This window comes from Pseudarthrobacter defluvii (genome assembly GCF_030323865.1).
Classification (GTDB): Bacteria; Actinomycetota; Actinomycetes; order Actinomycetales; family Micrococcaceae; genus Arthrobacter; species Arthrobacter sedimenti.
This window is the reverse complement of sequence record NZ_CP066362.1, coordinates 3,593,496-3,619,226: the sequence shown is the minus strand read 5'-3', so window position 1 is coordinate 3,619,226 and position 25,731 is coordinate 3,593,496. Positions and strand designations below refer to the sequence as shown.

The following is a 25,731-nucleotide window of genomic DNA, read 5'->3' as shown; positions in this document are numbered from 1 at the left end:
ACGGCTCCGGGCCGGCCGCGGAGTGCGGCCGGCCCGGAGGCTCGTGGTGTTGCTTAGTTCAGGTCGAAGCGGTCCAGCTCCATGACCTTGGTCCAGGCGGCCACGAAGTCGTTCACAAACTTCTCCCTGGCGTCCCCGCTCGCGTACACCTCTGCCAGCGCCCGCAGCTGCGAGTTGGAACCGAAGACCAGGTCAACCGAAGTGGCCGTCCACTTGAGTTCGCCGGTGGCAACGTCGGTGATCTCGTAGGCGTTCTCCTCGGACTCGGAAGCCTTCCACTTGGTGCCGGGCGAGAGCAGGTTGACGAAGAAGTCGTTCGTCAGGACCTGCGGCTTGTCCGTCAGTACGCCATGGCTGGAACCGCCCACGTTGGTGCCCAGCGCGCGCATGCCGCCCACCAGCGCCGTCATTTCCGGTGCGGAGAGGTCCAGCATGTACGCCTTGTCCAGCAGGAGGGTTTCCGGCTGGAGCTTCAGCCCCGGGCGCAGGTAGTTGCGGAACCCGTCGGCCTTCGGCTGCAGGTAACCGAAGGATTCGACGTCGGTCTGCTCCTGTGCCGCGTCCGTGCGGCCCGGACGGAACGGCACCGTGACGGGGAACCCGGCGTCGGCCGCTGCCTTTTCCACGGTGGCGGCGCCGCCCAGGACAATCAGGTCCGCAAGCGAAACCTTCTTGCCGCCGGACTGTGCCGCGTTGAACTCCTCCTGCACCCGCTCCAGCACCGGAAGCACGGCATCCAGCTGCTCCGGCTCGTGCGCCTCCCAGCTGCGCTGCGGCTCCAGCCGGATGCGCGCGCCGTTGGCACCGCCGCGGCGGTCGGTCTTGCGGTACGTGGCGGCCGATGCCCAGGCCGTGCCGGCCAGCTGCGGGATGGTCAGGCCGGAGTCGAGGAGCTTCGCCTTGAGCTGGGCGATGTCCTGCTCATCGATCAGTTCATGGTCGACGGCGGGAACGGGATCCTGCCAGAGCTGCGGTTCCGGAACCCACGGGCCCAGCATGTGCGGGCCTACGGGGCCCATGTCGCGGTGCAGCAGCTTGTACCAGGCCTTGGCGAAGGCCAGCGCGAATTCGTCCGGGTTCTCCAGGAAGCGCCGGCCGATCTTCTCGTAGGTGGGGTCGAAGCGCAGCGACAGGTCTGTGGTCAGCATGGTGGGGCGGTGCTTCTTGTTGGAGTCGTGCGCGTCCGGGATGATCTCGGGGGCGTCCTTGGCCACCCACTGGTGGGCGCCGCCGGGGCTCTTGACCAGTTCCCATTCGTACTCGAACAGGATCTCGAGGAAGCGGTTGCTCCACTGCGTGGGCTTGTCCGTCCAGGTGACTTCCAGGCCGGACGTGATGGTGTCGCCGCCCTTGCCGCTGCCGTAGGTGCTGAGCCAGCCAAGGCCCTGCGCCTCGAGGTTGGCACCCTCGGGCTCGGGGCCCACGTGTGCGTCTGCAGGGCCGGCGCCGTGGGTCTTACCGAAGGTGTGGCCGCCGGCGATCAGCGCGAAGGTCTCTTCGTCGTTCATGGCCATGCGCTTGAACGTCTCGCGGATGAACGCGGCAGCAGCCACGGGATCCGGGTTGCCCATGGGGCCTTCCGGGTTGACGTAGATGAGGCCCATTTCGGTGGAACCGACGTTGTCCGCCATGGTGCCTTCACCGGTATACCGCTCGTCACCGAGCCAGGCGTCCTCGGGGCCCCAGATAATCTGTTCGGGCTCCCATACGTCCTCACGTCCGAAGGCGAAGCCGAACGTCTTGAAGCCCATGGACTCAAGGGCAACATTGCCCGCGAGGACCAGCAGGTCGGCCCAGGACAGTTTCTGGCCGTACTTCTGCTTGACGGGCCACAGCAGGCGGCGGGCCTTGTCCAGGTTGGCGTTGTCCGGCCAGCTGTTCAGCGGCGCGAACCGCTGGCTGCCGTCGCCTGCGCCGCCGCGGCCGTCATGGACGCGGTAGGTTCCGGCGGCGTGCCAGCTCATGCGGATCATCAGGCCGCCATAGTGGCCGAAGTCCGCCGGCCACCAGTCCTGGGAAGTGGTGAGGACCTCAGTGATGTCCCGCTTGAGCGCCTCGACGTCGAGCTTCTGGAATTCCTCCCGGTAGCTGAAGGAGGGGCCCAGCGGGTTGCTTGCCTGGCCGTGGGTGTGCAGTACGGAGAGGTCCAGCTGGTTGGGCCACCAGTCCTGGTTGGTCCGCGGCCGGTGACCCTTGGGCTGGGGCGAATCGATTGCCGGGTTTTCACTCTCACTGCCCTGGGCGGTGGCACTGCCATGGGCCACCGGGCACCCGCCCTCAACCTTCTGGTCCAGGCCCTGTGCGCTCCCGGGAGTGGGGACCGGAGGATGGTCTTGGGGTTCGGTCATGTGCTTTTTCCTTCCGTTGGGCCGAGGCCGCGGTTGGACTCGGGCAGCCGGTGCAACCCTCCTATTTGAACATGGACCGCTGACAGCGCAAGTCACGCCTACGCCATGGGTGAAACCTGTGGGCGAATCGTCCTGATCGAACGCAGCTGGCTCCTCGCTTCCGAAGCGATTTCCTACGAACGGAATATCTGCCGGACGCCGTGGCTTGTCGCCAGTGGGTCCTCGTTGGCCCATTGTCCCGGCGCGATGCAGCGCGCGGGCCTCCGCCAAAGCGTGAGGCCGTGCTGACGCGCGGACACACCCAGCACCCAAACCAAGAGGAGTACCATGACCATCGAATCAGGAACAGCAGCAGGCAACGGACGGACGGCCCTGGTGGTAGGCGCCACCGGCATCGCGGGGTCCGCCCTGGTGGATACCCTGGTTGGTGCAGGCTGGGGCGTCCTCGCCTTGTCCCGGCGGCCCGGACCGGAGCGTGCCGGCGTCAAGTGGCTTTCCGCGGACCTGACCTCGGCTTCCTCCCTCGCCGCCGCGCTTGCTCCGGAGAACCCCTCACATGTCTTTTTCACCGCATGGTCCCGGCGCGCCACCGAGGAGGAGAACATCGCCGTCAATGCGGGCATGGTGCGTGACCTCCTCGCCGCACTGCGGGGAAAGGACGTGGCGCACGTCGCCCTGATGACCGGGCTCAAGCACTATCTGGGACCGTTCGAGGCGTACGCCGCCGGGGAAATGCCGGAGACACCCTTCCATGAGGAGGAACCACGCCTGACGGTACCCAACTTCTACTATGCCCAGGAAGACGAGCTTTGGGCCGCGGCCGGGGAGCAGGGGTTCACCTGGTCGGTACACCGCGCCCACACCGTAATTGGCCATGCGGTGGGCAACGCCATGAACATGGGCCTCACACTCGCGGCGCAGGCCACCCTTTGCCGGGACAGCGGGGAGCCGTTCGTCTTCCCCGGATCCGAAACCCAGTGGAACGGCCTGACGGACATGACGGACGCGGGCCTGCTCGCCGAGCACATGGTCTGGGCCTCCACTACTCCCGTGGCCGCCAACGAAGCCTTCAATATCGTCAACGGCGATGTGTTCCGCTGGCGCTGGATGTGGCCCAAGCTGGCCGCCTACTTCGGCGTGAAGTGGGAGGGATACCAGGGGGAGCCCCGTCCGCTGGAACAGTCGATGGCCGGCCGGGAGGACCAATGGCGGCGAATTGCCGGGGAAAACAACCTTCGCGAACCGGAGCTGGACCGCGTGGCGAGCTGGTGGCACACGGACGGCGACCTGGGGCGGAATATCGAGGTGGTGACGGACATGGGCAAGAGCAGGGATGCCGGCTTCACAGGGTACCGGCGGACGCTGGACGCGTTTACCTCACTGTTTGACCGCTATCGTGCCGATCGCCTGATTCCCTGATCACCCGGTCACGGCCGGCCAGCAGACCCATCAATGCCAGCACCGCCATGGCACCGGCGGTGGCGAACAACGGAAGCGTCCAGTCTGCGGTGACGTCATGGAGTGCGCCGAAAACCACTGGACCCGCGGCGCCAAGCGCGTAGCCCACGGATTGGGCCATTCCGGACAGTGATGCCGCCTGCGGGTGGCTCACGGTCCGGAGGCTGAACAGCGACAGGGCAATGACGATGAGGCTCCCGCAGCCCAAAGCACCCAGGACAACCCACAGCAGGATGAGGTCCGGGGCCAGGGCCAGGCCGAGGAAGGTCACGAACACCAATGCCCCGCTGGCAAAGGAGACCAGCCGTTGGTCCGATCCCCGGTGGAGGACGCCGCCTGTCCCCAGGCTGGCGAACACGCTGATCAACAGGAAGACGGAAAGGTGCACGCCGGCAGTGGTGGCGGGGGTCCCGCGGCTTTGTTCGATGGTGGGCAACCACGCCATCAACACGTAAAAGGCGATCGACTGCAGCCCCATGAAGGCAGTCACCTGCCAGCCCAGGGCCGATCCCCAGGGCGACCGGTAGGCGGCTTCGGGCTTGGCGGATTGCTGCTTGCTTGCCGTGTGCCGGCGAAGCCAGGGCAGGAGCACCGCCATGGCGAAGAGGGCCAGTCCCGCCCAGACTCCCAGGGCGAGTCGCCACCCTGCCGGGGACGTCTGCGCCACGGGTACGACGACGGCGGCCCCCACTGCTGCGAAGGCGGCCTGGGCAGCGGTGTAGCTTCCGGTGACCTGGCTGACCCGCAACGGAAAGTCCCGTTTCACGAGGGAGGGCACCAAGACGTTGAGAAACGCTATGGCCACGCCGATCAGTATCGTCCCCGCCCAGATCAAGCCGGGCACGGGCAAGGAGCGAAGCACGATGCCCCCGGCGAGGATCAGCAGGGACATCCACAGTGCCCGGTCCAGGCCCAGGCGGGAAGCGAAACCGGGAGCCAATGGCGAGAAGACCGCGAAAGCGATCAGCGGCAGGCCGGTAAGGAACCCGGCTGCGGCGCTGGAGAGTCCCAGGTCGCTGCTGATGTTGACCAGGACCGGCCCCACGCTGACAAAGGACACCCGAAGGTTGACGGTGATGAGCAGGACACCGATGAAGGCCATTCCAAACCTGGCAGTGCGTTGTGGGGCGTTCTTTGTGGCGGCAGGCATCGTTCGTTCTTCCATCCTTCGGTGAGCGGAGCGCTCCCAGCGCCCCACCGGTTCTCTCACATGGACGTACCCACCGGCGCCTCCGAATCTCCCGCAGGACCGTTGCAATACGCCGTGGGAGAACTGCCGTTTTTCCCAGCCATCTGGCAGGATCAACTGCCCTTTCCGGACGTACACTGACCTTCGCACGAGGTTTTGTGGACACTCCGTCAGGTGAGGGCTCTGCGTATGCTCTGGAAGTTGCTTGTCGAATACCTGCGGCCGCACCGGCCGCTGCTGGCCGCCGTCGTGGTTTTCCAGCTGGCGCAGTCCATCGCGTCGCTGTACCTGCCCACGCTGAACGCGGACATCATCGACCAGGGCGTGGCCCGGGGCGATACCGGCTACATCCTGTCCACCGGCGGCGTCATGCTGCTGGTCACGCTGGCGCAGATCGCCTGCACCGTCATTGCCGTGTACTTCGGTGCCAAGGCCGCAATGGGGCTGGGCCGGGACTTGCGCGGCGCCATCTTCGAGCGGGTGGGACAGTTCTCCGAGCAGGAAGTCACCAAATTCGGTGCCCCCAGCCTTATCACCCGCTCCACCAACGACGTGCAGCAGGTGCAGCAGCTGGTCCTGATGTCCGCCACGCTGATGGTTGCGGCGCCCATGCTCAGCATCGGCGGGGTGATCATGGCCATCCGGCAGGACGCCCAACTTTCGTGGCTCATCGCTGTGTGCGTCCCGGTGCTGCTGATCGCCGTCGGGCTTATCGTGACGCGGATGGTGCCGCTGTTCCGGAAGATGCAGGCCCGAATCGACACCGTGAACCGCGTGCTGCGCGAGCAGCTCACCGGCATCCGCGTGGTGCGGGCGTTCGTGCGCGAGGACGTGGAGACGGAACGCTTTGCCGGAGCAAATACCGACGTCACCGACGTGGCACTCCGCGCCGGCCGGCTCATGGCCCTGATGTTCCCCACGGTGATGCTGGTCCTGAACGTCTCCAGCGTGGCGGTGATCTGGTTCGGCTCGTTCCGGATCGAGGACGGGTCCATGCAGGTGGGCACCCTGATCGCGTTCCTGAGCTACCTGATGCAGATCCTGATGTCCGTCATGATGGCCACATTCATGGCCGTGATGATCCCTCGCGCCTCGGTGTCCGCGGACCGCATCGGCGAGGTGCTGGGCACCAGTTCCAGCGTCCTGCCGCCGGAACGGCCGGTCACCAGCGCGGTCCGGCGGGGTGAGTTGGAAATGCGCGACGTCGGATTCGCCTACCCGGGTGCCGAGCATCCGGTGCTGTCGGGCATCAATTTCACTGCCCGTGCGGGGGAGACGACGGCGATCATCGGCAGCACCGGTTCGGGCAAGACCACCCTGGTGAACCTGATGCCGAGGCTCTTCGACGTCACTTCCGGAGCCGTGCTGATGGACGGCGTGGACGTGCGCGACCTGGACCCGGACCTGCTGTGGGGGCACATTGGCCTGGTGCCGCAAAAGCCCTACCTGTTCTCCGGCACCGTCCGCACCAACCTGTTGTACGGCAACCCGGACGCCACCGAGGAGGAGCTGTGGACCGCGCTGGAGATTGCGCAGGCGCGCGATTTCGTGGAGCGCATGGAAGAGGCGCTCGACGCGCCCATCTCGCAGGGCGGCACCAATGTTTCCGGCGGCCAGCGGCAGCGGCTGGCCATCGCGCGGGCACTGGTGAAGCGGCCCGAGCTGTACATCTTTGACGATTCGTTTTCCTCCCTGGACACGGGGACGGACGCCCGGCTGCGGCAGGCACTCAAGCGCAATATCGCGGGGGCCACCCTGGTGATCATCGCCCAGCGCGTGTCCAGCATCGTCGATGCGGACCAGATCCTGGTGCTCGACGACGGCAGGATCGTTGCGCACGGGACGCACCATGAGTTGCTGGAGACGTCGGAGACGTACCGCGAGATTGTTTCGTCCCAGCTCGCAGCGGAGGAGACGGTATGAGCCAGCGACCCACTCCGGGGCCCGGCGCCAAAGCCGCGCCTGGTTCCGGAAGCGGCCAGGCCGCCGTCGTACGCATTCCAAGGCCGCGCGGCGGCCCCGGGCACGGTGGACCTTTTGCCGGGATGAACGTGCCCGCGGAGAAGGCCATGAACTTTGGCGCCTCTGCCAAGCGCCTGTTGGGCACGCTTCGGCCGGAACGGTTCTGGCTGATGCTGGTGTTGCTCATGGCCGTGGCGGGCGTGGTGCTGCAGGTGATCGGGCCGCGGCTGCTGGGCGAGGGCACCAACCTGATATTCGCCGGCGTGGTGTCCAAGCAACTGCCGCCGGGAATGACGCAGGCGCAGCTGATTGCCATGCTGCGGGCCTCGGGGGAGAACCAGAAGGCGGACATGCTCAGCGCCATGACGCTGACGCCGGGCATGGGGATCGACTTCGGGGCGCTGGCGGGCGTGCTGACGTGGGCGCTGGTGCTGTATGTGCTGGGGTCGGCGTTCATGTGGGGCACGGCGTATGTGCTGAACGGCGTGGTGCAGCGAACGGTGTTCGGGCTGCGCGAGCAGATTGAGGCGAAGATCAACCGGCTGCCGCTGCGGTATTTCGACTCGATCCAGCGCGGCGAGCTGCTCAGCCGGGTGACCAACGACGTGGACAACATTTCGCAGAGCCTGCAGCAGTCCATCAGTCAGGCGGTGACGTCGGTGCTGACGGTGGTGGGCGTGCTGGTGATGATGTTCATCCTCTCGCCCACCCTGGCGCTGATCGCGCTGGTGACCATCCCGCTGACGCTGGGGATCACCACGCTGATCGCCAAGCGCTCGCAGAAGCTGTTCGTGCAGCAGTGGACCAACACGGGCGAGCTGAACGGGCAGATCGAGGAGACCTACACCGGGCACGCGCTGGTGAAGGTGTTCGGCCGGCAGCGTGAGGTGGGGGAGCGGTTCCGGCAGAAAAACGCCGAGCTGTATGAGGCGAGCTTCGGCGCGCAGTTCATTTCCGGGCTGATCATGCCCGCCATGACCTTCATCGGGAACCTGGTGTACGTGGGAATCGCCGTGGTGGGCGGCCTGCAGGTGGCGTCCGGAGCAATGCAGCTGGGCGACGTGCAGGCGTTCATCCAGTACTCGCGGCAGTTCACGCAGCCGTTGGCGCAGCTGGGGTCGATGGCCAACCTGCTGCAGTCCGGGGTGGCCTCCGCCGAGCGCGTGTTCGAGCTGCTGGATACTGAAGAGCAGTCTTCGGATCCTACTGGGGCTTCGTTGCAGAGCCCGGACGGTGCTTCGCGTGGGCGGCTGGTGTTTGAGGATGTGTCCTTCTCGTACTCGCCGGACAAGCCGCTGATTAGTGGGCTTTCCCTGGTGGCGGAGCCCGGGCAGACGGTGGCCATTGTTGGCCCGACCGGGGCGGGCAAAACCACCCTGGTGAACCTGATGATGCGGTTCTACGAGCTCGACGGCGGCCGGATCACGCTGGACGGGGTGGACATCACCACCATGAGCCGGCACGACCTGCGCTCGCGGATGGGGATGGTGCTGCAGGATACGTGGCTGTTCGGCGGCACCATTCGGGACAACATTGCATACGGGCGGCCTACTGCTACTTCTGCCGAGGTGTTGGAGGCGGCGCGGGCGACGTATGTGGACCGGTTCGTGAAGTCCCTGCCCGAGGGGTACGACACCGTGCTGGACGACGAGGGTTCCAACGTGTCCGCTGGGGAGAAGCAGCTGCTGACCATTGCACGGGCGTTCCTGGCTTCGCCTTCTGTCTTGATCCTTGACGAGGCGACGTCTTCCGTGGATACCCGGACCGAGGTGCTGGTGCAGAAGGCGATGAGCGCATTGCGGTCCGACCGGACGTCCTTTGTGATCGCGCACCGCCTGTCCACGATCCGCGACGCCGACCTCATCCTGGTGATGGAGGCCGGCCAGATCGTGGAGCAGGGGACGCATGCTTCATTGCTGGCCGCATCCGGGGCCTACTCACGCTTGTACGAGGCCCAGTTTGCGGCGCCGGTGGCGGAGGTCTAAGCAGAGGGTTCAAGCCGCGGTTGCATGCTTACAAGTAACCCTTGACGGTGGCTCGAAGTGCCTCAGTGTGCTCATATATTTCCTCGAGGGAATTAATGGGGACCCGGGTTTCTTCCTTGCTGTCGTTAAAGATACCGAGATACTTCTGCGTCCGGTTGAAGTGAAGACGGGCAATGGGCTTGCGGTTGTTATCGTCCAGAAGAACTGCGAAGTAAGACTTCGCGTCGCGCTGAGCGACGCGAACTGGCTTCACCTCGCTGCAAACAATGGCGCGAACGATCTGGTAGCCCTCAATCTCCTCAAGTGTCGTCTCCAAACCATCAGCCTCAGCGAGGTCAGCCTCTGCAACTGGAGTGCTGGTGACAGCAGCGGGTACCGTGGCTTCATCGGTCTGGGGGAACCCGGGGTTTCCAAGGGCCTTTTTCAGCCGCTCGTTGACCTGGTCATTCAGGAATTGCTTGGTGGCTTTTCCGACCAGCGTGGTGAATTGCTCTCGAACCTTTTGTGTATACGGTCCGGAGTAGACCCGCGCCGTCAGGAACTTGACCCATTCATCCTCTGGCTCCTTGAACTGTGCGGCCAGAGTCCGTTTAAGTTCACCAATGTATTTCAATTCGCCAGCGGCGCTGATGATCGAGTCCAGGTCGAAGACGTCTTTGGAGAGTTTTTGGAGCTCGGGGATCAGGGACTGGTCGATGTCGTTCAAATCCAGCACGAGGAAGGGCTTCGCATCCATGCGGTTTGGTGCGTCCAAGTCAGTGAAGAACTGATAAACCTCGCCGTTGGTCAAGATGGCTATACGAGCGTTGGTAACCGCGAAGTACCGGAAGAGCTGTGAGGCATGTTCGATCTTCACGGGTTCGGTCGACTTCTTGCACTCGATCAGAATTTGGACTTCGCCGTCCTTGACGATGGCGTAGTCGATCTTCTCGCCCTTTTTGAGGCCCACGTCTGCGATGAACTCCGGGACGACTTCTAGGGGATTGAAGACGTCGTAGCCGAGGATTGTCGAAATGAAGGGCATTACGAAGGCGTTCTTCGTTGCTTCCTCCGTCTGAATAACGCCTCGCTGCTGGCGCACCTTTGCCGCCAGCGCTGAAAGTTTCTCTGCAAACTCCATGACTTACCCCCAGTAAGGCCGTTAGTGATGGACACAACTGTGTGTCCATCAAGTTCAAGCTGATGAACCAAAAACTTACATCTGTACAGCGAAATTTCCATGCATTGGCGAAAGACCGTCATCATGTTGCAAGCCGCCCCTAGTGATGGCAGCCGGATAATTCGAACCCGTCCACAAACAGGGCGAGGCGGACGGCCCCAAGGAACCTTCGTCGGCCTCTGGGCCCACGCCGGGAGGGGCATGCCGTGCCCCGCGTGCAGGGCTGTGGGCGTCGGAATCAAAATGTCGGACCCTAGTGGCAGGCTTTGGTTATGGAAACCAGGGCGGTTCTGGAAAGTGGAAGCAAGGTCGATCTGGCCGCTGCTGTCACATCCCTCGCCTCGCTGGCTGGTGAGCTTGCCGCCGTCCTGGCTGGCTCCACGGCCACCCCGGATCACGCTGGTCGGGTCGAAGCGGATCCGCTTCGCGAACTTGCTGATTCGTGCTTGGACGGTCTGGGCGTTGTGGCCCGGATTGAAGCCGTCACTGCAGCGACAAAAGTTCACCTGCTGGCGACCTATGCAGACGCAGCAGACGCGCTAGAGGCGCCGGCGGAGAGTGCGTACGAGTCATCAGCGCGTGAGATGAGCCTGGTAGCGGAAGTCGCCTGCGTGCTGACTGTTGGGGAACGGGCTGCAGCGGCTTTGCTGGGTGACGCCCACGCTTTGACCACTTCCTTACCGGCCGCACTCGATGCCTTGCAGGCCGGGGAAATCTCATGGCAGCATGCCCGGATCATCGTTGATGAAACCAGCGGTCTCAAGAACGCCGCTGCCGCTGCACTTGTTGCGCACTTCCTGGACCCGGAAGCCCCAAACGCAGCCAGGGGCGCCGCGGCGGGGGAGTTGGCACCAGCCCGGTTCCGGCGGAAGGTGCGTGCTTGGCGGGAGCGCCATCATCCCGAGTCACTCGAAAGCAGGCATGCGAAGTCGGTTGAAGACCGGCGGATGGAGTACAGCCCGGACCGCGACGGCATGGCATGGGTCTCCCTCTACATGGCTGCGAACAAGGCGTGTGCCATCTGGAACAAGTCGTCTGCCTTGGCCCGCGGACTGCAGGGGCCGGATGAACCCAGGACCCTTACCCAACTCAAGGTCGACGAGGCGGCCCGATTGCTGCTCGGCGAGACCGGCCAGCTCGCCGGAGGCGGACCGTCTATCAAAGCGGACGTGCTGGTTACGGTCCCGGCCTGCTCCCTCCTCGGTGCCACCGACGAACCAGCCGAACTCGATAACTACGGGCCGATCCCGGCGTCGATGGCCCGCAGGCTCGTCGCTGAGGGTGCCGGCTCGTTTTACCGGGTCCTGGTGGACCCCAGCGACGGAACTCCGCTTGAACTTGGCCGCACAAACTATCGGCTCACGGAGCCGCTCAAACGGTGGTTGCGGATGCGCGATGGAAAATGCACCTTCCCCGGCTGCAGCAACCCCAGCCCGGACAATGAGGCGGACCATCTCAAGGCCTGGGAACATGGAGGATCCACCGGAATCAGTAACTTGGGACAGTTGTGCCCCAAACATCATCGACTCAAGCATCGAACCGGCTGGAGCCCGGGTCCGGCAACAAGCAATGAGCCACCCGGTTGGATCTCGCCCACCGGCCGCCGCTACAACGCCGAACAACCGGACCGGGAGCCACCACTCTGGCCACCAGGCTTCCTACCGGAGGGAACAAGCCCACTGGAGTCAATTGTGGACTTCCTTATCGCCTTATAGGACGCCGCCCGTCGGCCCGGTCCCTGCGTTCTGGTGCCTCCGTGCTGCTGCGTTGCCCGGATTGGCGCGCGGTCGGTCCAAGCGGTATCGGCCATGCCCCAGTTCCGTTGTTCCCTCTCGTTCACCACTCAGCAACCAAGGGGCCTTACGCCGTTTCGGCAGGTCAAGCAGTCTTTTCACGCACCCTTCCGCCCGTCGCGTCAACCGGGCAACAAATCCCGAGGTACCAGGAGTACTCCCGTGTTCGTGAAAAGCACCCTCGCCGCCGTCGCCCTGCTCGCCACCCTGGCTGGGGCGGCACCAGCTCCAGCCCAAGTGCAGGCCGAGGCACCCAAGCCCGCGCCCGTCGTCGTCGGCCAACCGCTTGCCGGGACGCACGCCCACAACGACTACGAGCATGACCGCCCCCTGTTCGACGCACTGGAACACGGCTTCACCAGCGTTGAAGCGGACGTCTGGCTCGTAGACGGTGAACTCCGCGTGGCCCATGACCTGGCCGACGCCAAGCAGGGGGTCACACTCGAAAGCCTCTACCTCGGTCCGCTCCAGGACCTGGTCCGCAGCCAGCCCGGCCACAGCGTCTACCCCAAATGGGACGGCAGCCTTCAGCTCCTGATCGACATCAAGAGCGAAGGCGAGGCCACCTACGCCGCCATCGAGCAGGAGCTGACCGACCACCGGGACATCATGAGCCGCTACACCAACGGCAACGTCAAGACCGGCCCGGTCACCGCGGTCATCAGTGGCAACCGCCCGCTGACCACGATGCAGGCGCAAACCCAGCGCTTCAGCTTCTACGACGGCCGCGCCACCGACCTTACGTCCGGACTGCCCGCGGCCCTGATGCCGCTGGTCAGCGACAACTGGACCAAGCTCTTCACCTGGCAGGGCGTCGGCCACATGCCGGAGGCGGAGCGCACCAAGCTCCGCAACTTCGTCGCCACCGCGCACGCCAACGGCTACCGCGTCCGCTTCTGGGCCACCCCCGACCAGCCCGGCGCGGCACGCGACGCCGTCTGGACCGAACTCGCCGATGCCGGCGTGGACCACATCAACACCGACGACCTCGCCGGCCTGCAGCAGTTCCTCACCGCCCGCGGCGCATAAGCCCCCGTCCAGACCCTCACGAGAAACAGGACCACCACCTTGCCTTCAAAGACAGTCAACATCACGACGGCGGCGCTCACCCTGGCGTTCGGCCTCCTTGCCTCGCAGCCCGCCTTCGCCGAAACAGCACAGGCGGACAGCACCAGCGACGGCAACCAGGCCTTCACCTTCGCCGCCATCGGCGATATCCCCTACGGAGCCAGCGAGATCGCCAAATTCCCCTCCCGGATCCAGGATCTCAATGCGGACAAGGACCTGAAGTTTGTAGCACACGTGGGCGATATAAAGAACGGTTCCTCCGTCTGCTCGGACGAGTACTTCTCCTACATCCGCACCCAGTTCGACACCTTCACCCATCCGCTGGTCTACACCCCCGGTGACAACGAGTGGGTCGACTGCCACCGCACCAACAACGGCGCCTACAACCCGCTGGAGCGACTGGACAAGATCCGGGAGGTCTTCTTCAACCAGCCCGGCAAAACGCTTGGTACCACCATGCCGGTGAAGTCGCAGGAGAACCTGGGCCTTCCCGAGGACGTCCGCTTCGACAAGAACCGGGTGGCGTTCTCCGTCCTGAACGTCCAGGGCAGCAACAACTCCCTCCTGCCGTGGACCGGCCTGGGCAAGACCGCACCAACGCCGGAGCAACTGGCCGAAGTGGAGCACCGGACGGACGCCGTGATCGCCCAGATCCACCAGACCTTCACCGACGCGAGGCGCAGCAACGACCGCGCCGTGGTGCTCATGCAGCAGGCCGACATGTTCGATCCGTCGCTCCTGGCCGACGCCACCGCCAACCCGGACACCGTCTCCGGCTTCCGCGGGATCGTGCAGGCCATCGTCCAGGAAACCAACAACTTCGACGCCCCGGTGTACCTGGTCAACGGCGACAGCCACGTCTTCGCTGAAAACCAGCCTCTCGCCGCCAGTTCCCCGTGGCTGGAGATTTACGGCTCACCGGCCGCGGACAACCTGCAGCGCATCACCGTCGACGGCGCCAACAATGCTGTGGACTACGTCCGCTTCACGGTGGCGGGCAACAGCGCCAAGGGCGCAGACGTCCTGAGCTGGGAAAAGGTCCCCTTCAGCCAGTAGGCGCCACCGGAAAGCGGACGACGGCGGCGCCCACCCGCCGTCGTCCGCTTTGGTATTTAAGGCTCTGGACACAGCTGGCCCCCGGATCTATCGTGCAGGGGTGGCGGCTGCCTGGCTGGCAGGAAGGCCAGATCTGCCGGTCCGCCGTTGCGGCCGTCCGTGATGAGGAGGAAGCAGATGGAACACTTTCAAGAGGTTGAAGAGACCGTTGACGTCGCAGTTCCGGTGCGGACCGCGTACAACCAGTGGACCCAGTTCGAATTCTTTCCGCATTTCATGTCCGGAGTGGAATCGGTGATCCAACTGACCGACAGAACCAACCACTGGGTCACCAAGGTGGGTGGCGTCCAGCGGGAGTTCGACACCGAGATCGTTGACCAGGAGCCCGACGACCGCATCGCCTGGCGCAGCACCGACGGCAGGTCGCACGCCGGCATCGTCCGGTTCACGCCGCTGGACGCGGGCCACACCAAGGTCAAAGTCCATCTTGAATGGGCGCCCGAGACCGTCACCGAGAAGGCGGGGGCGGCACTCAAGGTCGACGAGATGCAGGTCAAAGCCGACATGCGGAAGTTCAAGGACTTCATCGAATCGCGCGGCTCGGAAACCGGCGGCTGGCGCGGTGACGTCAAGGACAGCGGGCCCGGCGGGCAGCTATAGAAATTAGGCAATTGCAGCAAGCGGACGACGGCGGGTGCCCACCAGCCGTCGTCAGCTTTCCTGGGTGCCGGGGGTGGGTCGCTGGAGGCGAAGCTCCATAAAGACGCTGTTCGGGTCCAAGACGTAGTCCGCAAAGGGCATGCACTCGGTGAAGCCGTGCCGCGCATACAGGCGGCGGGCGGGAGCAAAGTAGTCCTCAGTTCCGGTTTCCAAAAAGACGCGCTCAAGGTTTCGCTTCCGGGCGTCCTCGAGGATGTGTCCGAGCATGAGCGTGGCCACGCCGCGGCCCCGTGCAGTCGCGGTGGTGCGCATCGACTTGATCTCGCCGTGCCTTTCCGTCCCGGCGGGGGAGGCCAAGAGCTTGAGGGCGCCGCACCCCAGCAGGTTGCCGTCCTCGCGGGCCGTCCAGAACGAGATTGACGGTACGGACAACGCGGAATGGTCCAGGGCGTGCACGCTTTCGGCCGGCGAGGTGGCGTACATGTCGGCCAGGTGTTCACTCAGGAGCAGTTGGACATCGTCACGTGCGGGGTCGTCGCGGTCAATGGAAATCACCGCTCCAAATTTACCCGTTGCGGACCGTGCGGGCGGTGTGCCAAGATTCCCATGATCGTGACACGAGCCGAGGAGGTGGGACCCATGAAAGCTGTATCCGTAATGGGTGCTCCCTCGCAGCCTACGATCCGCGGCTGACCCAGCCGCTACCGGGAGCGCCGAACAGGCAATTCGCGAAAGGCGACTCCCATGAACACAACATCTTCTTACCTCCCGCACGCCACGCCGGCGGGGAATTCCCGCCGCGCACTGGTCCTCGGCGGCGGCGGCTCCACCGGCAACGCCTGGTTGATTGGCGTCCTGGCCAGCCTGGCTGATGCCGGACTGGACGTGACCAATGCCCACATGGTCATCGGAACATCTGCAGGATCCACGGCTGCCGCCCAGATCGCCGGCTCAACTCCCGCGGAACTCTATGCCGCCGTCCTCGATGCTCCCCTTCCGCAGCGGCCCCGTCCCGCAGGAACCCCGGCTCGCGGGGGCCCGGTGCCGAACCATCTAGAGCGGACCGGCAGGATCATCGCCGTCTCCACGGACGCCTCCGACATGCGACGCAGGATGGGTGCGGCCGCACTCGACCTGGCGGCTGACTACGACGGCTCCGAGCGGTGGCGGGCAACTGTCGCCGCGCGCCTGCCCCGGCAGGAATGGCCAGACCACGAGCTGCTGATCACTGCGGTCGATGCCAGTACCGGGGAACCGGCGGTGTTCCACCGCAACAGCGGCACCGATCTGGTGGACGCTGTGGCGGCCAGCTGCTCCAGCGCCTCCGCGTACCGGATCGGGGACAACAGCTATATCGACGGCGGCTACCGGCGCAACGAGAACGCCGATTTGGCCGCCGGGTACGGTCTGGTCCTGGTGCTGTCACCCTTCGGCGGCAGGACCCGCATGCCACTTGAGTGGGGAATGCAGTTGGCAGCGCAGGTTGAGGAACTGCGTGCCGGCGGCAGCAGAGCCGAGGTGATCGGTCCGGACAAAGATGCTGAGCACATGTTCGGACCCAACGCCATGGACCTGTCCCTGCGGCCGGCCGCGGCCCAAGCTGGACATAACCAAGGCAAAGCCCTCGCCGGGAGGCTTACGGAATTTTGGCAGTGAGGGGAAGGGGGAAAGAAAGAGCCTCTTTTCGTGCGTTCCCTGAATAGTCATCTGCATTTCCGCAAAAGGGAAGAATAAGGTGCTGGGCTGGTCGCCGGAAATAAACGGCAAGGCGATGTTCTCTGCCGGGTTGTACTTCGTGACAAGACGTTGGGTGCCTGAAGTGCCGGATTTGCGGGGGCGCTTGCAGGACTGGATAAAGAAATAAAAGTGGGTATGGTATTGGGTAACGCAAGCAAAGAAAGGCGTGATTCCGATGTCCGGAAAATCCCCCAAAAGCGGCGCCGCTAAAAAGGTCGGCAAGTCAATTCTCGAAAAACGTGCCGAAAAAAGAGCCAAAACTGAAAACAGTGAGCTGAATTTCACCAAACCGCGCAAGAATCAGCGCTGACCATGCCAGCGGGCGGCCGCCGGGACACCTAGCCTGGGGCCGCCCGCGCCAACACGGCAGAAACGAAGGGCAGCCATCAATGGCGTGACCCCCAAGGACAACACCATGCTGACCCCATTCAACGCGCTCGTCGTCCCCACGCGCCTCACCCAACCGGTCCACATCAAGCCGATCCACCTCGACGAGACGGCCTTCCAGAAGATCGCATCAGGCGGCATCGGCCTCCTCGCGGGCACCGATTGGCACGTCTACCTGGACAGCCACACTGACAGGACGTTCATGAATCCCCGCGCTGAGGTGCTCATTCGGGAGGCTGGAACCGACCTCGACGGAACGATCCAGGGGACGGCCCTTTTCTTGGGCCTGGACAGGCGGGATAAAGAATGCGACGCTCCCCGCCACCTCATCAGGCTTGCCGAGCAGCTGTTCGACCTGCCGCTCGCCGCCTAGCCGGCCCAGCGCTCAACGGCGCGTGCTGGGCCACACTGCCGGGAGAGCGGACGACGGCGGGTTCCCACCCGCCGTCGTCCGCGCCCTATGGCCGTTAGTCCTCGATGGTAACGCCGCGCCAGAAAGCGATCCGGTCCTCAATGTGCTTGGCGCGCGGCTTCGCCTCGGGGTAGTACCAGGCCGCGGCCTCGTTCAGCTCACCGTCCACGTCCAGAGTGTGGTAGCTGGCCGTGCCCTTCCACGGGCAAAACGTGTTCTTGTCGCTGTCCCGCAAATAGGCGGGATTGACGGCCTCGCGCGGGAAGTAGTGGTTGCCCTCCACCACCACGGTGTCCGACGATTCGGCGATGACTTTTCCGTTCCAGACAGCCCTGACCATGAGTTCCCTTCCGTCGCTGCCGCCCCGTGAAGGATGCGGTTGTACGGATGCCAACGGGTTGGTCGGAGGCATTGTTCCCGGGCGGCGCTAGCGCGGGCTTTTGTCGATCACGCAGAACCGGTTGCCGTCCGGATCTTCCAGGACCACGAAGTCGGGGTCGTCCGGGTACGAATCCCAATCAACCCGCTGCGCACCGATCGATACCAGCCGCTCCACCTCCGCGGACTGGTCGTCCGCATAAAGGTCCAGGTGGATCCTTGGATGGTGCTGGACAGGAGTTTCACTGAGCATCAGGGACAGCTCCGCACCGGGGCCCGACGACGGCACAAGGGTCACCCAGGTTTCGTCGCCTTCTTCCCGGGGGACATAGCCAAGGGCGTCATGCCAGAACTTGGTGGCAGCGGCGACGTCGTTGACGCCGAGGACAATGGTTCCGATGGTCAGCATCCGCCCAGCCTAGACCCGGCCGGTGCGGCCCGGCTAGGGATGGCCGGCAGGGGAAAGGCCCGGTTCCGCGGTGGAACCGGGCCTGCCCCTGCCTGTCGTTACGCTGCCGGTGCCGACGGCACTACGCTGCAGTCCGCCGTCGTTCCTTCCAGCTGGGGTGCCCAGCCGTCCGTACCCTGCAGGTAGTTCCGGACCGTGTAGTTGCCCGCCTCCGGCCCGGGCAACTGCGGGCGGTCAGGGGTCACCTGGGCTCCCGGTCCGCGGTTGTTGTACTCGTGGAACCGAGCCTCCCGCCAGGAGAAGCCGCTCATGTCCGTCCACGGGCTGCCGGAAATATGCGCCCCGAGCCACGAATCCCGTACCAGGACCTGGGCCACTGCCTTCGGGTCGCCACTTGGATGCCACGGCCTGCCGAGGTGGACGCTGTCCCTGGCGGCGTCGGACACCAACCGGCACTGGTCGAAAAGGTAGCCGTACTTGATGGACAGATCCTGGCTTCCGGCGGTGACATACCCGTTGTTCGTGGTGGAACCCCGGTCCAGTGACTTGATCTCGCAGGCGCTGAACACGGCGGTGCCGCGGCCGAAGATGAAGTCGACGTCCCCTTCCACATAGCAACGGTCGAAATAGAAGCGGGCCGGGACGCCGGCGCCGGGCGAGTTGACCAACAGGGTGTCCTGGTTGCCCAGCAGCCTCACCTGCGAAAGCACGGACCGGTCGGCAGTGATGTGCAGTGCCACGGCCTGGCGGTCCTTCATGCCCATATTCGCGGCTTCATCGAAATCATTGCTGATGGTCAGGTTCCGGGCCACAAAGTCCGGCCCGTCGATCCGGACCGACGCGCTGCCGGACGTCCCGTAATTCCCGCTGCCGTCCGGCTTGGGCGTGCCCGACGCGTTGTTGAACACGAGCAGAACGTCCTCCGGCCTGCTGCCCTGCCCCACCAACGAGACCCGGGGCTTGTTCGCCGGCACCCGGAGTGCTTCGCGGTAGGTTCCGGGCTGGATCCGGATGACTGTCCGCTGCGTACTGCCGGATGGAATGGAGTCGACGGCCGCCTGGACCGTAGCGAACGCTTTGCCAGGCCCCACGTCCAGGGTTCCCGGCACATCCACCGGGCGCTCGCTGGGCCAGAACATTGCCATCAGGGGGTCTGTGCCGGCGTCAATGTTCAGGAAGTAGCCCGGCGGCACAATCTCTTTCTGCTGCAATTCGCGTGCCACAAGGCGTGCAACGGAGAGTGCCCCTGCCGCCTGGAAATGGGTATTGTCCTCCGAACCCTGCGGATACTGCGGGTGTTCGCCGGGAGCCAGGAACAGGAACTGCCTCTTGGTCCCCTCCGGACCCATCTTCTGCCACAGCTCCTTGGAAGAGACCGTCAGGTCCACCAGCGGCGTCCCCGTCGCTGCGGCGAGGTCCCGCACTGCCTGTGGGTACGCGCCGTGCGAATCCTGGGCAGTACCGAAGGAATCGAAGCGCCGCCGTTCCACGGACGTCACCAGGACCGGCTTGCCGCCGCGTGCCCTGGCACCGTCAATGTACCGGCCCAGGTACTCCTTGTAAGTGGAGTCCGGAAGCGTTCCGCGGCTGGGGTCTGAAACTTTTTCATCGTTGTGGCCAAAGGAGATCAGGAGGTAGTCGCCCGGCTGCATCAGGGCGAGCACCCTGTCCAGCAGCCCTGCGTCGGCGAAGCTTTTCGAGGAGGCTCCGGACCACGCGTAATCGAACACCGTGGCCTGAGGCCCCAGGAGGAGGGGGAGTGCCTGGCCCCACCCCGCGCGGGGCCGCTCCGACTGCTGGTACGCCGACGACGTCGAGTCCCCCACCACGAAGATGACCGGTTTGGTGCGGGGTTTGGTGGGGTCGGGGCTGGTTTGGGCAAGCGCGCTCGCCATACTTGTTCCCGACAAGGCCACGGACCCCGCGGTAAGGGCCAGCGTTGCCAGGACGCTGCGCCGGCTGGGTTGCATGGCAGCCATCAGGAGTCGGCCCCCGAGGTAAAGATGGGGCCGGTGGAGTTCTGCAGCAGGGCCGGCACAGCCTGGGCCGGGTGGACTTGGGTGCGGAAGGCGGGTGCCCAGGAGGTGTCTGCTGCCAGCTGGTCTGCGGGCGCGGCAGCGGCGTTGTACTCAGCACGAATGTCAGTGATCTTGCCGTTCACAGCATTGCCGATGGTGGTGATCTCGGTTCCCTTATAGCGGCCGATAATGTCCGCGGCGGTGATCCCGTGCGGCAGGGTGAAGGCGTTGGCTTCCGCATACAGATGGGAGCTGAAGCCGGCGCCGAGGCTGTACTCGTAGGGGATGGGGCTGTCCGCCGCTACCTTGTAGTGGTTGTTGTAGACGTCCACCTGGCCAAAGCGGACCCGAGGAGCGCGCTGGCCCACGTTCTCGAAGACGTTGTGGTGGATGGTCACCCGGAGCTTGCCCGGGTCGCCCCGCGTGGCTGAGTCGGTGGAGCCGATCAGGAGCAGCTTGTCGTGGTCGGAGAAGCGGTTGTAGGACATGGTCACCAGGTCCGAACCGTTGGTGACATCCACTGCCCCGTCGTGCACCTGGTAGGGGCGGCCGAAGTAGAGTGGCTGCGAGCTGTCCAGGTTCGGGGCGTCCGTGAACGAGGAGTGGTCGATCCAGACATGCGTGGCTTTGTTGATGACCTGCAGCAGGTCGTATTCGCTGTTCCAGTTGCCTTCGGCCCCGTCTGTGGGGTCCCAAGCGGGGAAGCAGTCGGCGGAGTCCCGCAGTGTGAGGTTGCGGACGATCACGTTGGTGGCACCGTTGATGCGCATCGCCGCGCCCGTGATGCTGCTGTCCGGAGTGGCTCCTACGATGGTGGTGTTGCTGGGGATGTCCCAGCGGATGGTTTTCGCCTGCTTGGCGGCGGCCAGTCGGCGGGCGGCCTCTTGCGGGCCCGCGGGCTCCTGGTCGCGGCCGTAGGTCGCGGGGTCGAAGTCGGTCAGGTACTGCTCCAGGCTGTACCCGGTGCCCTGTGCGTAGTCCTGGCAGGTCAGGGGTGAACCATCCGCTGCCGTGTTCGCGTTGATGGTTCCGTGGACACGGACGATCTTCGGCTGGGTACCGGCTTCCGCGAAGGCCGCCAGCATTTCGGCCTTGTTGTGCACGTCGTATACATGGGCAGCTGATGCTGTTGAACCGCCGGTGGTTCCTGGTCCCTCGGCCGCCCAGCCATCGCGCGGAGCGAGGATCTGGCGTTCCAGTGGTGTCTGCGCCGTCTGGGCTGCGGGGTCGGCAGCAGGGTTTGGAGCCGCCCATGCCTGGGTTGGAATGATGAGGGCGCCGGCTACTGCCATTGCTGCGGCTAAAGACAGGTGGGCATGGCGTTTTCGCATGTTCTCTCTTCCGTCATTGGAATGAACTGCGCCCCCGGTCCGCGGTCCACTATGACGCCGATCACTGGAGGGCGCTGACAAGGACCCTACCGAGAAAGCGGTTTCTCGGCAATAGAAGTGGCTGATGTTTTTGGAGAGGCGAAAGGGGCGGCCCTCCTCCTTGGTGGGCGGGCTGTGCTCCCAGCTAGACTCGCGGGCATGGGGGAAAACACCGTAAATCATGAACGCCAACCGTCGCATCGGGGCAAAGTTGCTGCCGCCGTCGTGCCCTTATGCGGACTGGTGGCGGTGCTTGCCGGGGGCCTGATCGCTTACCTGAACCGTGACTTTGTGGGCTGGTTCGCGTACGCACCGCTGAGCAATCAGCCGTTCAGCGTGCCCGGTGCCGCCTTTATCACGCGGGGCACCCAGTTCGGCCTGACCCTGGCAGTGGCGGGGCTGCTGATTCTCGCGTTCTGGGCGGGATACAGGCTGGGCCGGAGGGGATCTACGCGGCCGTAGCGAAGGGTCGAATCTCCGGCAGGGTCTCGAACTCCGGTTTGGCGAACCAGTAGCCCTGGAACAGGCGGATCCCGGCTGCCTTGAGCACCCGGAACTCTTCCTCTGTCTCGATGCCCTCCGCGAGGACCTTGATGCCGAGTTCCCTGGCGATACCCCCAATGCCGGCCACCACTGCCTGCCGGGCCGGGCTGGTGTCGATGCCCCTGATCAGCTTCATATCGATTTTCATCAGGTCCGGCTGGAAGTCCACCAGCAGCCCCAGTCCCGCATGCCCGGCGCCGAAGTCGTCGATGGCCGTGGTGAAGCCGTGCTTGCGGTACTCGGTAATGATGTTGGTCAGATGGCCGGTGTCGGTGACTTCCTCGTTCTCTGTGAACTCGAACATGATGGACGACGTCGGGAAGCCGCAGCGTGTCGCAGCCAGGAGCGTGGCGCGGAGGCAGGCTGCCGGCTCATAGACTGCGTTGGGCATGAAGTTGATGGACAGCATCAGCTCTTCATCCGCCGGGAACAACCGGGATGCCAGTTCGATGGCCTTCACCCGGCAGTCCTGGTCAAAACGGTACCGTTGTTCCGGCAGCACTCTTCCCAAGACCTCGTACGCACCCTCGCCGGACAAGCCCCTGACCAGGGCCTCATAGCCCCAGACGCGGCCCGCCTCGGCGTCGTAAATCGGCTGGAAGGCCATGCTGAAAGCGAAGTCCAGCCGGGAAGATGCGGTGCAGCCGTCACAAGCCAAAGTGGGGTCCTCTCTAGGGTTACTCAAGAGTAGGACACCACACCACCTGCTGGGAGAGGTCCCGGACAGGAAGGAGCAGAGGTCAGGGACTGGGTTTGTTGATGGGCTTGTCCAACGCCAGGCTGATGGTCTGGCCCGGCACCAATTCGCCGCTGGGCAGGTCGGTGAAGTCATACCAAGCCCCGGCGGTGCCCGAGCTCGGACGGTTGGCTGAGCGCAGCTGGTCAACACCGAAGCGGAAGGCAACTTGCCGCTCGATGTCGCCCGGCGCGGTGGTATAGGTCAACGGGATGCCGTTGGCGTCGGTGGTGAAGGTTCCCTGGGCACCCTTGATCTTCAACTCGCCCGGAATCAGGCGAACCTTCGTACCGGCAGGAATGGGCTGGTCCCCCGCCAAGGATGGGTTGTACAGCAGGATCTGTGCAGTGGTGGACCGGTATTTGTAGCCAAGGCTGTCGAACGAATCGCCTTCCACCGTGGTGTAGTAGACGGTTTGGCCGAACGAGTTCTTGATCTCGGCTCCGGCCCCCGAGCGGCTGTCCACCGGGTTTTTTTGCAGGCGGATGGCCCTTCCGGCCTGGATGAAGAAGACGTTCCCCTTTTCGTAGGCGAACGGAACCTTATTGGCTTCCGCCAACTGCTCCTCGGTCAGGTTGAACCGGTAGGTGATGCCGGCCAGGCTGTCGTCGGGTTCCACTGTGTAATCCATTGGAATGCCGTTTACTTCGCCCGTGGCAGCGCCCATTGCGCCCCGCGTTGGACCGGCCGGCATCAGCCGGAGCTTCGTGCCCGCAGGGATGACGGCTCCGGGCTGGAGCCCGTTGAACCCGGCCACCTTCGCCTCCGAAAGCTTGTAGGCCCTGGCCACTGCCGCGAGCGTGTCGCCGGAAACGGTGGTGTAGAAGTCCACGTTGCCAAACGAGTCCCGAACAGTTTCCCCACTCAGCGAGGGCTTCGCGGCCGAAGACGCAGTGGGGGCGGTGGGGGCCGGGGTGGACTGGACGGCTGCCGCAGGCTCTGCCGGGTGATCGGAGTAGGTGCATCCGGCCAGCCCGAGCGACAGAGCAACGAGGAGCGCCGCCGGCCGAGTCAGGGGCACGCCCGTCGTCGTCTTTGAAGTACTGCTTCCCGCCATGAATATGCCCCCAATAAGTCCAGCTGCGCCCGGCCAAGGCCCACAACGGACCAAAGCGAGCCTAGCGGATGAACCGTGGGCGCGCTGCAGGAGCCGTCAAAAAAGCAAGCGGACGACGGCGGGACGCGCCCGCCGTCGTCCGCCGGGGAAGCTGCGAAGCGGCTTAGTCCTCGTAGACCGCGATGAAGCGGCCCACCACGCCGCCCCTGCGCAGCTTGTCGATGGCGCCGGGGATATCCGACTGCTTGATGAGGTTCATCGGGGGGTTCAGCTCGCCGGACTTCATGAGGGCGTAGAGGTTCTCGAGGTCCTCCTTGGTGCCGGACTTGGAGCCCTTGATGGACAGCTGGTTGATGATCAGCGGGTAGGTGTTGATGGTCGCTTCGAGGCGTCCCATGCCTACCTGGACCAGCGTGCCGAACTCGGCGAGGGTTTCAAGCGCCGCGGACGTGGTGGTGCCGAAGCCGGCGTAGTCCACGATAAGGTCCAGGTTCTTGTCCTTGAAGGCGGTAATGGATTCGGCCACTCCGGCGAGGCCGATCTCGCCGGCGAGCTTTTGCGTCTCGGGGTTCACCTCGGCGCCATAGACCTCTGCGCCTGACAGTGCTGCGACGCGGGCACCGATGTAGCCCAGTCCACCGAGGCCGATCACGCCGACCTTCATGCCCGCCTTGGCCCCGCCCACAGCCATGATCGCGTGGTAGGCGGTGAGGCCGGCGTCGGTGGCCATGGCACCCAGCTCGAAGGAGACCTCGTCCGGCAGCTTCACCAGGTTGTCATCGGTGGCGAGGAGTTTGGGTCCGAAGCCGCCGTCCCATTTGCCGTAACCCAATGCGTCGCCGTCCTTCATGACGGGGGAGAGGCCAACCCGGTCGCCAACCTTCCAGTGCTCCATTCCGGGACCCACTTCCGTGATGACGCCCGCATTCTCGTGGCCCATGGTGCGCGGGAGCTCAGGGAACAGCGGCATCCAGCCGGCGTCGTCGATGGCGGTGACGTCGGAGTGGCACACCCCGGCGGCCTTGACGCTGACCACCACCTGGCCAGGACCTGCACTGGGGTCAGCCACTTCGTTCAGCGTCAGGGGGTTATTGGTACCGGTGAACTGCCATGCCTTCATGGGGCATCTCCTTCGGATCCGTTGGATAAGTTCATGCATTTGCATGCAATTCCACACTACGCCTGTTCCGGCCCAGCGTAGTCCGGCCGTGACGGAGGGAACATGGCTGCTGGTCGTGATCAATGCGTCGGATATTTCCGACGTATACTGGGCTGGTGCTTCCCGATGTCTTCGCCGCCGTGTCCAACCCGGCGCGGCGCGTCATCCTGGACGAACTGCGGCAGGGGTCACGCACCGCCGGTGAACTCACCGGCCTGCTGCACCTCAGCCGTCCGGCCGCGTCCGAGCACCTTGCCGTGCTCCGGGGAGCCGGCCTGGTGCGGGAGGAACGCCAGGGCAGGAACAGGGTGTACTACCTCCAGCCTGCCCGGCTCGCCGAGATCGGCGGCTGGGTAAAGCACTTCGAGCAGTACTGGAACCAGCGGCTGGACGCCCTGGGGGACCTTTTGGACGAGGAGAAACCTAAATGACTGAGAACGCCATCAGGCTGGAACGCCGCTACCCACACCCCGTTGCCGCTGTCTGGGCCGCGCTGACGACGCCGGAACTCCTGGCCCGCTGGTGGGCTCCGGGCAACATCGCGCCCGTGGTGGGCCACCGCTTCAGCATGGACATGGACGCCTGGGGCCAGCAGCAGTGCGAAGTGCTCGCTGTTGACCCCGGCACGTCCATCAGCTTCCACTTCTCCGAAGGCCAGCTGGACACCACCATCACCTGGCGCCTTGAGCCCGTGGACGGCGGCACCATAATCCACTTCGAGCACGCCGGCTTCCAGTTGGACACCCCTATGGGCCGCCACGCCATCGAGGGCATGGGTCATGGCTGGCCCGGCCTCCTGGCCCGCATTGACGGGGTTCTTGCGGGGGTGTCCTGACCTCTCTGCCTG

Annotated in this window: 24 protein-coding genes; 13 read left to right on the top strand and 11 right to left on the bottom strand. The window is 64.8% G+C overall.

Features of this window, described 5'->3' with window-relative positions:
• Positions 1-53 precede the first annotated feature (53 nt).
• A complete protein-coding gene (katG, locus tag JCQ34_RS16875; protein WP_286399478.1) occupies positions 54-2,348 on the bottom strand; it encodes a catalase/peroxidase HPI in 2,295 nt (764 codons plus the stop codon).
• 327 nt (positions 2,349-2,675) lie between these two features.
• On the opposite strand from katG, the gene JCQ34_RS16870 reads away from it, so the two are divergent.
• On the top strand, positions 2,676-3,767 hold the full coding sequence (locus JCQ34_RS16870) for an SDR family oxidoreductase (RefSeq protein ID WP_286399477.1): 1,092 nt from the start codon (positions 2,676-2,678) through the stop codon (positions 3,765-3,767).
• Here the strand turns inward: JCQ34_RS16870 and JCQ34_RS16865 are convergent.
• Positions 3,721-4,956, bottom strand: coding sequence for an MFS transporter (locus JCQ34_RS16865; RefSeq protein WP_286399475.1), 1,236 nt, complete (start codon positions 4,954-4,956; stop codon positions 3,721-3,723). The two genes, JCQ34_RS16870 and JCQ34_RS16865, sit on opposite strands and share 47 nt — an antisense overlap.
• A gap of 228 nt (positions 4,957-5,184) precedes the next feature.
• Here JCQ34_RS16865 and JCQ34_RS16860 point away from each other — a divergent pair, with 228 nt between their 5' ends.
• A complete protein-coding gene (locus JCQ34_RS16860; protein WP_286399474.1) occupies positions 5,185-6,918 on the top strand; it encodes an ABC transporter ATP-binding protein in 1,734 nt (577 codons plus the stop codon).
• Complete coding sequence (locus tag JCQ34_RS16855; protein ID WP_286399472.1) at positions 6,915-8,942, top strand: ABC transporter ATP-binding protein; 2,028 nt, start codon at positions 6,915-6,917, stop codon at positions 8,940-8,942. Before JCQ34_RS16860 ends, JCQ34_RS16855 begins: the two co-directional genes overlap by 4 nt.
• 28 nt (positions 8,943-8,970) lie before the next feature.
• On the opposite strand, the gene JCQ34_RS16850 is transcribed toward JCQ34_RS16855, so the two are convergent.
• Positions 8,971-10,062 carry a type I restriction endonuclease gene (locus JCQ34_RS16850; RefSeq protein WP_286399470.1) on the bottom strand — a complete coding sequence of 364 codons (1,092 nt, stop codon included), beginning with the start codon at positions 10,060-10,062 and terminating at the stop codon, positions 8,971-8,973.
• Positions 10,063-10,373: 311 nt separating this feature from the next.
• Between JCQ34_RS16850 and JCQ34_RS16845 the strand changes: the two genes are divergently transcribed.
• The 4 genes from JCQ34_RS16845 to JCQ34_RS16830 all read left to right on the top strand — a co-directional run bounded on the left by JCQ34_RS16845 (position 10,374) and on the right by JCQ34_RS16830 (position 14,678).
• Positions 10,374-11,816 (top strand): HNH endonuclease signature motif containing protein, encoded by a 1,443-nt coding sequence (locus JCQ34_RS16845; protein ID WP_286399466.1) that lies wholly within the window; start codon positions 10,374-10,376, stop codon positions 11,814-11,816.
• A gap of 240 nt (positions 11,817-12,056) precedes the next feature.
• Entirely contained in the window at positions 12,057-12,923 is an 867-nt protein-coding gene (locus JCQ34_RS16840) for a phosphatidylinositol-specific phospholipase C/glycerophosphodiester phosphodiesterase family protein (RefSeq protein WP_286399464.1), read from the top strand.
• Positions 12,924-12,962: 39 nt separating this feature from the next.
• On the top strand, positions 12,963-14,018 hold the full coding sequence (locus JCQ34_RS16835; protein ID WP_286399461.1) for a metallophosphoesterase: 1,056 nt from the start codon (positions 12,963-12,965) through the stop codon (positions 14,016-14,018).
• Between the two features lie 177 nt (positions 14,019-14,195).
• The gene (locus tag JCQ34_RS16830) at positions 14,196-14,678 is read left to right on the top strand and encodes an SRPBCC family protein (protein ID WP_286399458.1); all 483 of its coding nucleotides are present in this window, start codon (positions 14,196-14,198) and stop codon (positions 14,676-14,678) included.
• A 51-nt stretch (positions 14,679-14,729) separates the two neighbouring features.
• Here JCQ34_RS16830 and JCQ34_RS16825 read toward each other — a convergent pair whose 3' ends face one another.
• A complete protein-coding gene (locus JCQ34_RS16825) occupies positions 14,730-15,233 on the bottom strand; it encodes a GNAT family N-acetyltransferase (RefSeq protein ID WP_286399455.1) in 504 nt (167 codons plus the stop codon).
• Positions 15,234-15,422: 189 nt separating this feature from the next.
• Between JCQ34_RS16825 and JCQ34_RS16820 the strand changes: the two genes are divergently transcribed.
• The 3 genes from JCQ34_RS16820 to JCQ34_RS16810 all read left to right on the top strand — a co-directional run bounded on the left by JCQ34_RS16820 (position 15,423) and on the right by JCQ34_RS16810 (position 17,175).
• Positions 15,423-16,334, top strand: coding sequence for a patatin-like phospholipase family protein (locus tag JCQ34_RS16820; RefSeq protein WP_286399452.1), 912 nt, complete (start codon positions 15,423-15,425; stop codon positions 16,332-16,334).
• A 256-nt stretch (positions 16,335-16,590) separates the two neighbouring features.
• Entirely contained in the window at positions 16,591-16,725 is a 135-nt protein-coding gene (locus tag JCQ34_RS16815; protein WP_286399450.1) for a hypothetical protein, read from the top strand.
• Between the two features lie 105 nt (positions 16,726-16,830).
• On the top strand, positions 16,831-17,175 hold the full coding sequence (locus JCQ34_RS16810; RefSeq protein WP_286399448.1) for a hypothetical protein: 345 nt from the start codon (positions 16,831-16,833) through the stop codon (positions 17,173-17,175).
• Positions 17,176-17,269: 94 nt separating this feature from the next.
• Here JCQ34_RS16810 and JCQ34_RS16805 read toward each other — a convergent pair whose 3' ends face one another.
• The 4 genes from JCQ34_RS16805 to JCQ34_RS16790 all read right to left on the bottom strand — a co-directional run bounded on the left by JCQ34_RS16805 (position 17,270) and on the right by JCQ34_RS16790 (position 21,311).
• Positions 17,270-17,554: a DUF427 domain-containing protein gene (locus JCQ34_RS16805; protein ID WP_286399447.1), complete on the bottom strand. Its 285-nt coding sequence runs from the start codon at positions 17,552-17,554 to the stop codon at positions 17,270-17,272.
• An 87-nt stretch (positions 17,555-17,641) separates the two neighbouring features.
• The gene (locus tag JCQ34_RS16800) at positions 17,642-18,001 is read right to left on the bottom strand and encodes a VOC family protein (RefSeq protein WP_286399446.1); all 360 of its coding nucleotides are present in this window, start codon (positions 17,999-18,001) and stop codon (positions 17,642-17,644) included.
• A gap of 98 nt (positions 18,002-18,099) precedes the next feature.
• Complete coding sequence (locus tag JCQ34_RS16795; protein ID WP_286399443.1) at positions 18,100-19,980, bottom strand: pectinesterase family protein; 1,881 nt, start codon at positions 19,978-19,980, stop codon at positions 18,100-18,102.
• Positions 19,980-21,311 carry a pectate lyase family protein gene (locus JCQ34_RS16790; RefSeq protein ID WP_286399440.1) on the bottom strand — a complete coding sequence of 444 codons (1,332 nt, stop codon included), beginning with the start codon at positions 21,309-21,311 and terminating at the stop codon, positions 19,980-19,982. Before JCQ34_RS16790 ends, JCQ34_RS16795 begins: the two co-directional genes overlap by 1 nt.
• A gap of 237 nt (positions 21,312-21,548) precedes the next feature.
• On the opposite strand from JCQ34_RS16790, the gene JCQ34_RS16785 reads away from it, so the two are divergent.
• A complete protein-coding gene (locus JCQ34_RS16785; RefSeq protein WP_286399438.1) occupies positions 21,549-21,851 on the top strand; it encodes a hypothetical protein in 303 nt (100 codons plus the stop codon).
• Here the strand turns inward: JCQ34_RS16785 and JCQ34_RS16780 are convergent.
• The 3 genes from JCQ34_RS16780 to JCQ34_RS16770 form a co-directional block, all read right to left on the bottom strand.
• A complete protein-coding gene (locus JCQ34_RS16780) occupies positions 21,838-22,539 on the bottom strand; it encodes an EAL domain-containing protein (RefSeq protein ID WP_286399436.1) in 702 nt (233 codons plus the stop codon). The genes JCQ34_RS16785 and JCQ34_RS16780 overlap by 14 nt on opposite strands.
• Positions 22,540-22,672: 133 nt before the next feature.
• Positions 22,673-23,689: a LysM peptidoglycan-binding domain-containing protein gene (locus JCQ34_RS16775; protein ID WP_286399433.1), complete on the bottom strand. Its 1,017-nt coding sequence runs from the start codon at positions 23,687-23,689 to the stop codon at positions 22,673-22,675.
• 199 nt (positions 23,690-23,888) lie between these two features.
• The gene (locus tag JCQ34_RS16770) at positions 23,889-24,845 is read right to left on the bottom strand and encodes a zinc-binding dehydrogenase (protein ID WP_286399430.1); all 957 of its coding nucleotides are present in this window, start codon (positions 24,843-24,845) and stop codon (positions 23,889-23,891) included.
• A gap of 155 nt (positions 24,846-25,000) precedes the next feature.
• Between JCQ34_RS16770 and JCQ34_RS16765 the strand changes: the two genes are divergently transcribed.
• Both JCQ34_RS16765 and JCQ34_RS16760 read left to right on the top strand, forming a co-directional pair.
• A complete protein-coding gene (locus JCQ34_RS16765; RefSeq protein ID WP_286399428.1) occupies positions 25,001-25,315 on the top strand; it encodes an ArsR/SmtB family transcription factor in 315 nt (104 codons plus the stop codon).
• On the top strand, positions 25,312-25,719 hold the full coding sequence (locus tag JCQ34_RS16760; RefSeq protein WP_286399426.1) for an SRPBCC family protein: 408 nt from the start codon (positions 25,312-25,314) through the stop codon (positions 25,717-25,719). The genes JCQ34_RS16765 and JCQ34_RS16760 overlap by 4 nt, the downstream gene beginning before the upstream one ends.
• Positions 25,720-25,731: the final 12 nt, after the last annotated feature.